This window comes from Mycobacterium sp. 1245499.0 (genome assembly GCF_001673615.1).
GTDB classification, from domain to species: Bacteria; Actinomycetota; Actinomycetes; order Mycobacteriales; family Mycobacteriaceae; genus Mycobacterium; species Mycobacterium europaeum_A.
Genome location: NZ_LZMG01000053.1, coordinates 1 through 12006, shown reverse-complemented (window position 1 = coordinate 12006; position 12006 = coordinate 1). Strand labels below are relative to the sequence as shown.

The 12006-nt window shown below is 69.1% G+C and carries 12 protein-coding genes and 1 pseudogene; 9 read left to right on the top strand and 4 right to left on the bottom strand.

All coding sequences use genetic code 11. From position 1 onward, the window contains the following. The first annotated feature begins 2 nt into the window (after nt 1–2). Both A5646_RS02435 and A5646_RS02430 read left to right on the top strand, forming a co-directional pair. Nucleotides 3–810 (top strand): annotated as a pseudogene (locus A5646_RS02435) (ribonuclease HII). Nucleotides 811–814: 4 nt separating this feature from the next. Next, nucleotides 815–1120, top strand: coding sequence for a DUF2469 domain-containing protein (locus A5646_RS02430; protein WP_003875077.1), 306 nt, complete (start codon nt 815–817; stop codon nt 1118–1120). 6 nt (nt 1121–1126) lie between these two features. Here A5646_RS02430 and A5646_RS02425 read toward each other — a convergent pair whose 3' ends face one another. Next, nucleotides 1127–1891: a GAF and ANTAR domain-containing protein gene (locus A5646_RS02425; RefSeq protein ID WP_067019612.1), complete on the bottom strand. Its 765-nt coding sequence runs from the start codon at nt 1889–1891 to the stop codon at nt 1127–1129. Nucleotides 1892–2150: 259 nt separating this feature from the next. On the opposite strand from A5646_RS02425, the gene A5646_RS02420 reads away from it, so the two are divergent. The 4 genes from A5646_RS02420 to A5646_RS02405 all read left to right on the top strand — a co-directional run bounded on the left by A5646_RS02420 (nt 2151) and on the right by A5646_RS02405 (nt 6175). Continuing rightward, entirely contained in the window at nt 2151–3131 is a 981-nt protein-coding gene (locus tag A5646_RS02420) for an NAD-dependent epimerase/dehydratase family protein (protein ID WP_067019609.1), read from the top strand. A 109-nt stretch (nt 3132–3240) separates the two neighbouring features. Next, nucleotides 3241–4062 (top strand): formate dehydrogenase accessory sulfurtransferase FdhD, encoded by an 822-nt coding sequence (gene fdhD, locus A5646_RS02415; RefSeq protein ID WP_067019606.1) that lies wholly within the window; start codon nt 3241–3243, stop codon nt 4060–4062. A 224-nt stretch (nt 4063–4286) separates the two neighbouring features. After that, the gene (locus tag A5646_RS02410) at nt 4287–4664 is read left to right on the top strand and encodes a YraN family protein (protein WP_066870365.1); all 378 of its coding nucleotides are present in this window, start codon (nt 4287–4289) and stop codon (nt 4662–4664) included. Continuing rightward, nucleotides 4664–6175, top strand: a complete 1512-nt coding sequence (locus A5646_RS02405) for a YifB family Mg chelatase-like AAA ATPase (protein ID WP_067019602.1) — start codon at nt 4664–4666, stop codon at nt 6173–6175. The genes A5646_RS02410 and A5646_RS02405 overlap by 1 nt, the downstream gene beginning before the upstream one ends. A gap of 26 nt (nt 6176–6201) precedes the next feature. Here A5646_RS02405 and A5646_RS02400 read toward each other — a convergent pair whose 3' ends face one another. After that, entirely contained in the window at nt 6202–6477 is a 276-nt protein-coding gene (locus A5646_RS02400) for a DUF4190 domain-containing protein (protein ID WP_067019599.1), read from the bottom strand. 110 nt (nt 6478–6587) lie between these two features. Between A5646_RS02400 and dprA the strand changes: the two genes are divergently transcribed. Beyond that, nucleotides 6588–7757 carry a DNA-processing protein DprA gene (gene dprA / locus A5646_RS02395; RefSeq protein WP_067019597.1) on the top strand — a complete coding sequence of 390 codons (1170 nt, stop codon included), beginning with the start codon at nt 6588–6590 and terminating at the stop codon, nt 7755–7757. On the opposite strand, the gene A5646_RS02390 is transcribed toward dprA, so the two are convergent. Continuing rightward, nucleotides 7735–8667, bottom strand: coding sequence for a hydroxymethylglutaryl-CoA lyase (locus A5646_RS02390; protein ID WP_067019594.1), 933 nt, complete (start codon nt 8665–8667; stop codon nt 7735–7737). The genes dprA and A5646_RS02390 overlap by 23 nt on opposite strands. Further along, nucleotides 8664–9899 (bottom strand): CaiB/BaiF CoA-transferase family protein, encoded by a 1236-nt coding sequence (locus tag A5646_RS02385; RefSeq protein WP_067019591.1) that lies wholly within the window; start codon nt 9897–9899, stop codon nt 8664–8666. The genes A5646_RS02390 and A5646_RS02385 overlap by 4 nt, the downstream gene beginning before the upstream one ends. A 153-nt stretch (nt 9900–10052) precedes the next feature. Between A5646_RS02385 and A5646_RS02380 the strand changes: the two genes are divergently transcribed. Beyond that, entirely contained in the window at nt 10053–11495 is a 1443-nt protein-coding gene (locus tag A5646_RS02380; protein WP_197505097.1) for an MFS transporter, read from the top strand. Then, nucleotides 11488–12006, top strand: a 519-nt coding sequence (locus A5646_RS02375) for a PPE family protein (protein WP_304441917.1), incomplete at its 3' end; no start/stop codon positions are given. The genes A5646_RS02380 and A5646_RS02375, both read left to right, overlap by 8 nt.

The following is a 12006-nucleotide window of genomic DNA, read 5'->3' as shown; positions in this document are numbered from 1 at the left end:
CCATGGCCACGACGTGGCCGCCGCGGACGGTGATCCGTAAGTCGTCGGGGTTACGCACCCTGGAATCGGCGCTGTACCGCAGCGGGTTGGGCCCGGTGGCCGGCGTCGACGAGGTCGGTCGCGGCGCCTGCGCCGGACCGCTGGTGGTGGCGGCCTGCGTGCTCGGGCCGGGGCGAATGGAAAGCCTTGCCGCCCTTGATGATTCGAAGAAGCTCACCGAGGCCGCCCGGGAAAAGCTGTTCCCGTTGATTCGCCGCTATGCGCTGGCCTACCACGTGGTGTTCATCCCGCCCACGGAGGTGGACCGGCGCGGCGTGCACGTCGCCAACATCGAGGGCATGCGCCGTGCCGTCGCCGGGCTGTCCGTGCGGCCCGGCTACGTGCTGAGCGACGGCTTCCGGGTGCCCGGCCTGGCCGTGCCGTCGCTGCCGGTCATCGGCGGCGACGCCGTCGCGGCGTGTATCGCGGCGGCCAGCGTGCTGGCCAAGGTCAGCCGGGACCGGTTGATGGTGGCCATGGAGGCCGACCATCCCGGTTATGGCTTCGCCCTGCACAAGGGCTACAGCACGCCGGCGCACAGCACGGCGCTGGCGCGGCTGGGGCCGTGCCCCGAGCATCGTTATTCGTTCATCAACGTGCGGCGCGTGGCCAACGGCGCGGGCGGCCGGGTGGTGGCCGAGTGCAAACCGGACCCACCCCTGCAGCGCGACGGATCTCGGTGAGGAAAGATGGGAACAGGATTCCCACCCCGGCGAACGGCGGCTAGCGCCGGGAGGTCCGGGAAAACTGTCTTCGGAGAAGGACGTCTGAGCAGATGAGTGCAGAAGATCTCGAAAAGTATGAAACCGAGATGGAGCTCTCGCTGTACCGCGAATACAAGGACATCGTCGGCCAGTTCAGCTACGTCGTGGAGACCGAACGGCGCTTCTACCTGGCCAACAGCGTGGAGATGACGCCGCGCAACGCCGACGGCGAGGTCTACTTCGAGCTGCGCCTGTCCGACGCCTGGGTGTGGGACATGTACCGGCCGGCGCGGTTCGTCAAGCAGGTTCGGGTGGTCACCTTCAAAGACGTCAACATCGAAGAGGTCGAAAAACCCGAGTTGCGGCTTCCCGAATAGCCGCCGTCAGATATTGGTCGGAAGCTCGCCGGGCGTGGGCAGCTGGCCCCGCTGCTCGATGACCTCACGCGCGACGTCGGCCAGCTTGATGTTGAGCGCCTGGGAGTGGCGCCGCAGCAGATCGAACGCCTCGTCCTCGTTCATGTTGTGCAGCATCATCAACATGCCGACGGCCTTGCCGATCTCGCGGTTGCTGAGCAGCCCGCGGCGCAGGCTGGCGGCGTCCTCGCCCTTGGCTACCGCGTTGATGGCGACACTGGCGAACGCGGCCAGCACCGCGGCCCGCCCGGCGGACTCGGAGTCGAACATGTTCGGGGTGTCGCTGAACAGGTTCAGCGCCGCCCCCTTGCGTTTGTCGATCAGGAGGCGGAACCCCATCGCGCCGCGCACCGGGGTCTCCGCGACCAGGATTTTCGCCAGTCGCGGCCACAGCGAGGGGGTCGTCAGGTCGGTGTCGATCTGCGGCGTCTCCTCTTCGATGGCGTCGATGCAGGGGCCGTCGCCGGCCCGCCTTTCGATGTCGTCGATCTGTTTGGCGAGCCGGTCGCTGGCGCCCACGGTGATGTATTTGTCGTTCTCGCGCACCAACAGGCTGGCGTGGTCGCAGCCACGGACTGTCAGAGTGGCGGCGATGCAGATGGCCGCATACATCTGGTTGGCGTCGGAGCCCTGATAAATGATTTCTGCGAGGGCGGCGAAAACCGTCGCCGGGTCGGCCTTCTCTCCGCCCGTCGCGGGTGCGTCCGCGCCAGTCATCGATTGGTCCGCCATGTCATGCCTCGTTCCTGCGGTGTCGGCGGTGTTATCCGCGTTCGATCGCCGTAGATTATCCGCCGCCGGTACCAGCCTTACACGCCGTTTCGTCCTGATGCGCCGATCTCGGGGATCTTGCTGGTCACCGATGACCGCCAAACCCGCTGACGATGCGCGGAAGGCACGTCCAAACACTCACGAATCGCGAGACATTGGAAAGATGGTTCTACCACGTGCGCGAGGTTTCGGCTGGCCGCAGGAGGGAAGGACGTTCTGAATGGGAGTGACCGTCGCGGTGACCGGACCAACCGGGGAGATCGGTATCTCTGCGGTGACGGCGCTGGAACGCGAGCCCGCCGTCGACGCGATCATCGGGATGGCCCGCCGGCCGTTCGACCCGTCGTCGCGCGGCTGGCTGAAAACCACCTACCAGCAGGGCGACATCCTGGACCGTGAGGCCGTCGACGCCCTGGTCGCGCGGGCCGACGTGGTGATCCACCTGGCCTTCATCATCATGGGGTCGCGCGACGAGAGCGCCCGGGTGAACCTGCAGGGCACCCGCAATCTGTTCGAGGCGACGGTGGCCGCCGAGCGGCCGCGCCGCCTGGTGTACACCTCGTCGGTGGCGGCGTACGGCTACCACTCCGACAATCCCGTCCCGCTGACCGAGGACGTCTCCCCCCGCGGGTCCGCCGAGCACTACTACTCCGAGCAGAAGGCGGCCTGCGAGGCGCTGCTGGCCGACATCACTAAGGATTCGCCGCTCGAGGTGTTCGTTCTGCGGCCGTGCATCGTCGCGGGCCCGAAGGCCACCGCGCTGGCCGACGCCATGCCGTGGAACCAGCTGCCCGGCCCGGTGCGTGCGGTGGTCAAGGCCGTCCCGGTGCTCAAGCCCGTGGTGCCCGATCCGGGTTACCCCCTGCAGCTGGTCCACCACGATGACGTCGCGACGGCGATCGCCCTGGCGGCCACCGCCCCGGCGCCGCCGGGGGTGTACAACATCGCCGGTGACGGGGTCGTGACCGTGGCCGATGTGGCCAGGGCGCTGGGTGGCCGGCCGGTGCGGGTTCCCGCCGTCGCCGCCACTGCGGCCTCGGCGGCGATCTCACGGGTGCCGCGGGTGCCGTCCATGCTGGAATGGCTGCACACCGCGCGGACGTCGATGGTCATGGACACCACCAAGGCCAAGACCCAGCTGGGCTGGCGCCCGCTGCACTCGTCGGCCGAGACGCTGGAAGCGCTGGCCTCGGGGGTGTGAGAGCGTTGTTCTGCTCGGCGGCCGCCCGCCGGCCAAGGTAGTTTGATCCGATGGGACTTGAGCGTTTCGCCGCGTCTCGCGACGTCGCCGCCGGCGGTGAAATCGCCTAGTGGGTCACGTCACGTCGCGCCGGCGGGTGACGCATCTGTCCGCCGGTGAAGCGATCACCCGACCGGAAACCCTGGTCGTCGAGGAGCCGTTGGAGATTCGGGTCGACGGCGCGGCGGTCACCGTGACGATGCGCACCCCGGGATCGGATTTCGAACTCGCCCAAGGCTTTCTGCTCACCGAGGGCGTCATCGCGGGCCGCGACGACGTACACAGCATCCGCTACTGCGCCGGGCGCGACGACGACGGCGCGAACACGTACAACGTGCTGGACGTGACCCTGACGCCCGGCGTGCCGAAGCCCGTTCTCGACGTCACCCGCAACTTCTACACCACCTCCTCGTGCGGGGTGTGCGGCAAGGCGTCACTGGACGCGGTGCGGCTGCTCAGCCGGTTCTCGCCCGGCACCGATCATGCGACCGTGGCCGCAGCCACCCTCGAGGCGATGCCCGGTCAATTGCGTTCCGCGCAAAAGGTTTTCGACAGCACCGGGGGCCTGCACGCTGCGGCGTTGTTCGGCGCGGACGGCGCGATGCTGGTGGTGCGCGAGGACGTCGGCAGGCACAACGCGGTCGACAAGGTGATCGGCTGGGCGACCGAGCACCGGCGATTGCCGCTGCAGTCCACCGTGTTGCTGGTCAGCGGGCGGGCGTCGTTCGAGTTGACGCAGAAGGCCGTGATGGCCGGGATTCCGGTGCTGGCGGCCGTGTCCGCGCCGTCGTCGCTGGCGGTCTCGCTGGCCGAGGAGTCCGGCATCACGCTGGTGGCGTTCCTGCGGGAGGACTCGATGAACATCTACACCAGGGCGGATCGGATCACCTAGGTCGATGGCGGCGACCCGCGGCGCCCGGCTACGCCGCGCTTGCGATCGCCGCTAGGTCGATGGCGGCGACCCGCGGCGCCCGGCTACGCCGCGCTTGCGATCGCCGCTAGCGTTTCTGCGCCGGCTGTGGATGGACGCCGCACTGGGGATAACCGGGGGCCGCGGGCGGCCTCGGGTGGCGTCGACGGCCCGTCCCGTCGGGGTCACCGGGCACCGTGGCCCGCATGACAACCGAAACGACCATGACCCGGATCCAGCTGGGGGCGATGGGTGAGGCGCTCGCCGTGGATCACCTGACCCGGATGGGATTGCGCATCCTGCAGCGCAATTGGCGCTGCCGCTACGGCGAACTCGACATCATCGCCCGCGACGACGCCACCTCGACGGTGGTGTTCGTCGAGGTGAAGACCCGCACCGGCGACGGCTATGGCGGGCTGGCGCACGCCGTCACTCCGCGCAAGGTGCGGCGGTTGCGCAGGCTGGCCGGGCTGTGGCTGGCCGGCCAGCACCAGCGCTGGGCCGCGATCCGCATCGACGTGATCGGGGTGCGGGTCGGGCGCCGCCGCACCCCCGAGATCACCCACCTGCAAGGGATCGGCTGATGGCGTTGGGACGCGCGTTCTCCGTCGCGGTGCACGGCGTGGACGGGCAGACCGTGGAGATCGAAGCCGATATCACCTCCGGGCTGCCGGGCGTGCACCTAGTGGGCCTGCCCGACGCCGCCCTGCAGGAGTCTCGCGACCGCGTCCGGGCCGCCGTCACCAACTGTGGCAACTCCTGGCCCCAGGCACGGCTCACCCTGGCGCTGTCGCCGGCGACCCTGCCCAAGATGGGGTCGGTCTACGACATCGCCCTGGCCGCCGCGGTGCTCTCGGCGCAGCGCACAAACCCCTGGGACCGGCTGGAGAAGACGGTGCTGCTCGGCGAGCTGTCCCTGGACGGCCGGGTCCGGCCGGTGCGCGGCGTGCTGCCCGCGGTGCTGGCCGCCAAGCGCGACGGCTGGCCGGCCGTGGTGGTTCCCGTGGACAACCTCGCCGAGGCCAGCCTGGTCGACGGCATCGACGTGTGGGGCGTGCGGACCCTGAAGCAGCTACACAAGTGGCTCAGCGGCACCGGCGCCCTCGACGGCCGGATCGACGTCAAACCCACGGACGGCGAGCCCGCCGCGGACCTGGTCGACGTGGTCGGGCAGACCCAGGCGCGGTTCGCGGTAGAGGTGGCCGCCGCCGGGGCGCACCACCTGATGCTCACCGGCCCGCCCGGCGTCGGCAAAACGATGCTCGCGCAACGCCTTCCGGGGCTGCTGCCGCCGCTGACGGACGACGAGTCCCTGGAAGTGACCGCGATTCACTCGGTGGCCGGGCTGTTGTCGGGTGACACCCCGTTGATCACCAGGCCGCCGTTCGTGGCGCCCCATCACAGTTCCAGCGTCGCCGCGCTGGTCGGCGGTGGGTCCGGGATGGCGCGCCCGGGCGCGGTCAGCCGCGCACATCGCGGGGTGCTGTTCCTCGACGAGTGCGCCGAGATCCGGGTCAGCGCGCTGGAGGCCCTACGAACACCGTTGGAGGACGGCGAGATTCGCCTGGCCCGCCGCGACGGCGTGGCGTGTTATCCCGCCCGCTTCCAGCTGGTGCTGGCCGCCAACCTGTGCCCGTGCGCGCCGGCCGACCCGCAGGACTGCATCTGCGCGGCGGCGGCCAAGCGCCGCTACCTGGGCAAGCTCTCGGGACCGCTGTTGGATCGGGTGGACCTGCGCGTGCAGATGCATCAGGTGAAGGCCGGGGCGTTCGCGGGTGGGGACGCCGAATCGACCGCGCAGGTTCGCCGTCGGGTCGCGCAGGCCCGCGCGGCCGCCGCGCAGCGCTGGCTACCGCACGGGTTTCGCACCAACGGTGAAGTCAGCGGGACGCTGCTGCGCCGGAAGTTCCGTCCCAGCCACGCGGCCATGGAGCCGCTGCAACGCGCGCTGGACCGCGGGCTGCTCAGCATCCGTGGCCTCGACCGCACGTTGCGGGTCGCGTGGAGCCTGGCCGACCTGGCGGGCCGCACGTCGCCCGGGACCGACGAAGTCGCCGCCGCACTGAGCTTCCGTCAACCCGGGGCGCAGCGATGAGCGCGGCGAGGCAGCGGCCGGGCGCGCTACCAGCGCGCCATGCTCAGCCAATCGGTGTGCCCACCCCGCACCGCTATCGCGACACTCACCAGAATCGCGAACGCACGGGCGAATTGGGCCATGGCACGGCCACTTTCGCCCCGGTGTTCCATCTCGCGCAGCCCGATGCAGGCCAGGCCGATGCTGATCACGGGAATGGGAAAACCGATCCAGCTGACCAGGCTGAGCACGAACGCCGCGACGGCCCAGGGGTTCTTTGGGCGCTCGGACACGCTGTACACCATCGGCAGGTCGAGGATCATGGGTCGTTCCGTTCGTTGCGGGCCGGCGTGCGGCGGGCGGCTGATGACACCACACTCGCGCGCGGGGCTCAAAGGATTCTTGGCGCGTTCTTGGCCCGGGGGGCGCGGCGATGACCACGGCGCTCGACGACCCCGCGCTGCGCGCCTGGGCGTATCTGTCCCGGGTGGCCGAGCCGCCCTGCGCCGAACTCGCCGCGCTGGTGCGGGGCGTCGGCCCGGTCGAGGCGGCCGAACGGGTCCGCCGTGGCCTGGTCGACGACGACCTGGCTCGTCGCACCGAGGCCAGGCGAGAAATCGACTGCAGTGCAGCCGATCTCGAGCTACTCGCCCGGCGCGGCGGCCGGTTGATCACCCCTAACGACGACGAATGGCCGCTGCTGGCGTTCGGCGCGTTCCACGGTGCCGCACCGCGCCCGGGTGGCGGTGCGCCGACGGTGCCGCCGATGGTGTTGTGGGCGCTGGGACCCGTCCGGCTCGACGAGGTCGCGCACCGGGCGGCCGCCGTGGTCGGGACGCGCGCGTCCACCGCGTACGGCGAGCACGTCGCCGGCGAACTGGCGGCCGGGTTGGCGCAGCGCGACGTCGCGATCGTCTCGGGAGGCGCGTACGGCATCGACGGCGCGGCGCACCGCGCCGCGCTGGACTGCGACGGCATCACCGTCGCGGTCCTGGCCGGCGGGCTCGACGTCCCCTACCCGAGCGGTCACACCGCGCTGCTGCACCGGATCGCCCAGCACGGGCTGCTGTTCAGCGAATACGCGCCAGGTATCCGCCCCGCCCGCCACCGATTCCTGACCCGCAATCGGCTGGTGGCCGCCGTGGCCGGGGCCGCCGTGGTGGTGGAAGCCGGCCTGCGCAGCGGGGCGGCCAACACCGCGGCCTGGGCGCGGGCGCTGGGGCGGGTGGTGGCCGCGGTGCCCGGACCCGTGACGTCCTCGGCGTCGGCGGGCTGCCATGCGCTGTTGCGCAACGGCGCCGAGCTGGTGACCCGGGCCGACCACGTCATCGAGCTCATCGGCCATATCGGCGAACTGGCGGCGCAGGATTCGCACCCCGCGACGCCGCTCGACGGCCTCAGCGACGCCGAACGCCGGGTCTACGAGGCGCTGCCGGGCCGCGGCGCCGTCACCGTCGACGAGATCGCGGTCGCCTCGGGCATGGTGCCTGAGCTGGCGCTGGGACCGCTGGCGATGCTCGAGCTGGCCGGGCTGGTGCAGCGGCAGGAGGGGAGGTGGCGAATCGTCCGGGCCGGCCGGCTCAGGCAGAAAGCTCCTGGCTGATCGACCATTCGAACGCGCTCGCGGTGGACCGCGCACCCTGGGCGGCTTTCGAACGGTTCGGCTCGCCGAGCTGCGCCAGAAGCCGCCCAGCGGCGATCACGATGTCGGCGAATACCGCCGGAGTCAGGTATCGGGGTTGCAGCGCAAACAGCAGGTCCTCGGTGGAGGTGTTGCCGCTTGCCCCCGGCGCGAAAGGACAACCGCCCAATCCGCCGAGCGCTCCGTCGACCATGGTGGCGCCCCCGCGAATAGCGGCCAGGGTGTTGGCGACTCCCATGCCCCACGTGTCGTGCCCATGGAAGACGATCTCGTGATACGGCGCAACGTCGCCGACGACCCCGACGAGCTGATGCACGTCGTCGGGGGTGGCTTGGCCGAGCGTGTCACACAGCACCACACTCGCGACGGCCACCGCGCGGTCGTCGGTGATCAGGTCGAGGACGCGCTGCGGATCGACGGCACCGCTGTATGGACAGGTGAACGCCGTGGCCAGGGTCAGCTGCAGCTGGCCACCGACGGCCGTGACGAGGTCGACGGCTTCCGGAAGGGCGGCCATGCTGTCAGCGGTGGTGCGCCCGACATTGGCCAGGTTGTGTTCGTCGCTGACCGACACGCAGTACTGGAAATTGCGTGCGCCTGCCTCGATTGCGCGGGCGATGCCCCGCGGAGTAGCCGTCCACACCCAGCACCGTCGCAGCTCCTCGGCAGTCAGCGCCGCGATGACGTCGAGGGTGTTGGCCATGGGCGGCACCAAGTCGGGTCGCGCCATCGCGCCGATCTCGATTGCGTCGATGCCCGAGGCCAAGAGCAGCCGTGCCAACTCGACTTTTCGCTCCGTGTCGAGGGGTTTGCCGGTGAGCTGGAGGCCATCGCGCAGGGTGACGTCACGCAGTTGGACTGAAGGGTTCATTTGATCACCTCCGGCGTGTCGAGGCCGTCGAGGTGCAGCTCGGTGTCCGCAGCGCCCAGGATCTCCTCGGTGTGTTCACCCAGATCCGGTCCGAGGCTTTGTATTTCGCGCGGGCAGTCGCCGATGCGCGGCACGATGCCCGGGAATGCGACGTCGGGCAGGATCTCGGTGCCGGTGGACACGGGCATTCGCTGGATCATGCCGCGCGCCAGAAACTGCTCGTCGGCGGCGATGTCGGGAGCGGTGTTGATCGGACCGGCGGGAACATCGGAGGCCTCCAGCGCGGCCAGCACGTGATCGGTGGGCAGTTGAGCCGTCCACCGGCCGATCACGTCGTCGAGTTCGTCGCGCGCCTCCCAGCGCTGCGCGTTGTTGCTCAGCCGCGCAGCGCCGGCCAGGTCGGGCCGGCCGATCAACCGCATCAACCGCCGGAAGATCGCGTCACCGTTGCCGGCGATGACCACCCATCGCCTGTCGCGGCACAGGTAGGCGTTCGAGGGCGCTACACCTTCCAAGCGCCCGCCACACCGGGCACGGGTGACGTGATACGCGTCGTATTCGGGGAGCAACGATTCCATCACCGAAAAGATCGCTTCGGTCAACGCGACGTCCACGGTGCGGTCGGCCAGCGACGTGGATCGTCCGGCGATCCGGTCCTTTCGGAGTTGCTGCATCGCCACCAATGCGCCGAATGCGGCATAAAGACCCGCGATCGAGTCACCGATGGATACGCCGACGCGTGATGGCGGGCGATCCGGTTCGCCGGTGAGGGCGCGAAGGCCCGCCATCGCCTCGGCGACCGCGGCGAATCCCGGTTGCCGGCGCCGTGGTCCGGTCTGGCCGTAGGCCGAGAGGCGCACGATGATCAGCTCCCGGTTCTGCGCACTCAGTTCGGCCGGCCCGATACCCCACTTCTCCAAGGTCCCCGGCCGGAAGTTTTCGAGCACGATGTCGCAGGAGCGGGCGAGTTCGCGCACCGCCGCCTGCCCGTGCTCGGTCTTGAGGTCCAACACCACAGACTTCTTGTTGCGGTTGATGGTCCGAAACAACATCGAGGTCGTGCCCGAGTAGAGCCGCCAGCTACGCAGCTCGTCTCCCGTCTCGGGTCGTTCGATCTTGATCACTTCCGCGCCGAAATCGGCCAAGAGCCGCCCGGCGGTCGGTGCGGCGATGTAATTGCCGAGCTCAAGGACGCGCACGCCGTCCAGTGGTCCGCCATTGAATCTGTCCATATTCGACACCTCTCTAACCACATCGTGCATCAGAACCTACATTATGGCTTCCTGAGTCTTCCCTACTGTGACTCAATCCACTACAGTCGGCCGGGTGTATTGCTGATCACATCGGAAGCGAGAAACCACGTTGTGGGACGAGAGAGCTGGGGAATGACGACGTCACGAGTCATGGCGACGAGCTGGAGCACCATCGGCGAGCTATTGGACGACATGCCGGTAGGGCGGGCACATCGCAGGGTCATCGTCGTTGTGGGCCTGGGCCTGTTCTTCGAGATGTACGAGATCTTCCTGTCCAGCACCATGAGTACCGCCCTGCGGCACGAATTCGGCGTGCGCGGCACGGTGCTCAAGCTGGTGCTGGCCTCGGCCTTCGTCGGAATGTTTCTTGGCGCAGCGTTTTTCGGGCGACTGGCTGACCGGATCGGACGCCGCAAAGCGTTTCTGCTTGGGCTGGGCTGGTTTTCGGCGTTCTCACTGGCCGGTGCTTTCGCCCCGTCTCCGGCGGTGCTGGTGGTCACCCGGTTCCTGGCCGGCGTGGGCGTCGGCGCGGTGTATCCGGTTGCCGACTCCTATCTTGCCGATGTGCTGCCGAAGGCGCGCCGCGGCCGGCTGGCCGCCGCCGCTTACACGTGCTCTTACCTCGCCGTACCGTTCGCCGGGTTTTTGTCGGTTTGGCTGACCGGGCACTCGCCGCTCGGTGTCGCGGGCTGGCGTTGGCTGCTGGCCATCGGCGCGACGGGCGCCGCGATCGTCTACGCGCTCAACCGATGGCTGCCCGAGTCCCCCCGCTGGCTTGCCGACGCGGGACGTTTCGACGAGGCGCAGCGAGCGTTGGCCAAGTTCACCGCTGGATCGAATATGACTGGCGTGCAGAGCAATTCGGATAGCCCCCACGGTGTGCTAGTACGGCCCGGCCCTCGTCGGTCCGCGCAGACGCTCTTGCGGGATGCGCCGTACAACCGCCGACTGGTGATGCTGGTGCTATTCCACCTGTTCCAGACCTTCGGCTATTACGGGTTCGGCACCCTGTCCGCGCTGGTGCTGGTGCATCGCGGCTACCCCATCACCTCGTCGATGCTGTTCAGCGCGCTGTCGTTCATCGGGTATCCGGTCGGATCGGTGATGGCTATCCCGCTGATGGCGAGGTTCGAACGCAAATTCCTGCTGGTCGGCTCGATCGTGGCGGTCGGTGCTTTCGGTCTGATGTTCGCGACCCAGTCGTCGGTGCTGCTGATTGTCCTGTTCGGCTTCTTGACCACCGCGACCAGCAATGTCTTCTCCAACGTCTACCACGTGTACCAGGCGGAGATTTTCCCGACGGCGGTGCGCGCCACCGCGGTCGGTTGGACCTATTCATTGTCCCGGTTATCCAGCGGCGCATCGCCATTCGTTCTCATACCGGTTCTCGACCGCTACGGCGCCGCCGCGATGTTCGCCGTCGTCGCGGTCGCGTTGGGCATCGCGATCATCGCGGTGCTCGCCCTGGGCCCGCGCACGTCACGACGCAGCGTCGATGAGATCAACCCGGAATGCGAACCCGCACAACGGCGTTCGCTGCCCGACACCGACCCGGTGAGGCGGATCGATGATTGACTTCGGGGCGTTACCGCCGGAGATCAACTCGGGACGAATGTATACCGGCGCGGGCTCGGCACCGATGGTGGCCGCGGCCGCGGCCTGGCACGGCCTGGCGGCCGAATTGACGTCGAGCGCGTCCGGCTACTCGTCGGTGACTGCCGAGTTGACCACCTCCCAATGGCTGGGCGAGACATCGCAAGTGATGATGGCCGGTGTCGCCCCCTTCGTCGCGTGGTTGAGCGACGCCGCGGTCTTGGCCGACGAAGCGGGCACGCAGGCCAGTGCCACGGCGGCGGCGTATGAGGCCGCTTTCGCGATGACGGTCCCGCCGACCGTGATCGCCGCGAACCGCGCGTTGCTGACGTCGCTTGTGGCGACGAACTTCTTCGGCCAGAACACCGCGGCGATCGCGGCGACCGAGGCCCAATATGCCGAAATGTGGGCCCAAGACGCCGCCGCCATGTACACCTACGCCGGCTCCGCGGCGACCGCCTCGCAACTGGCCCCCTTCACCGAGCCGACCCAG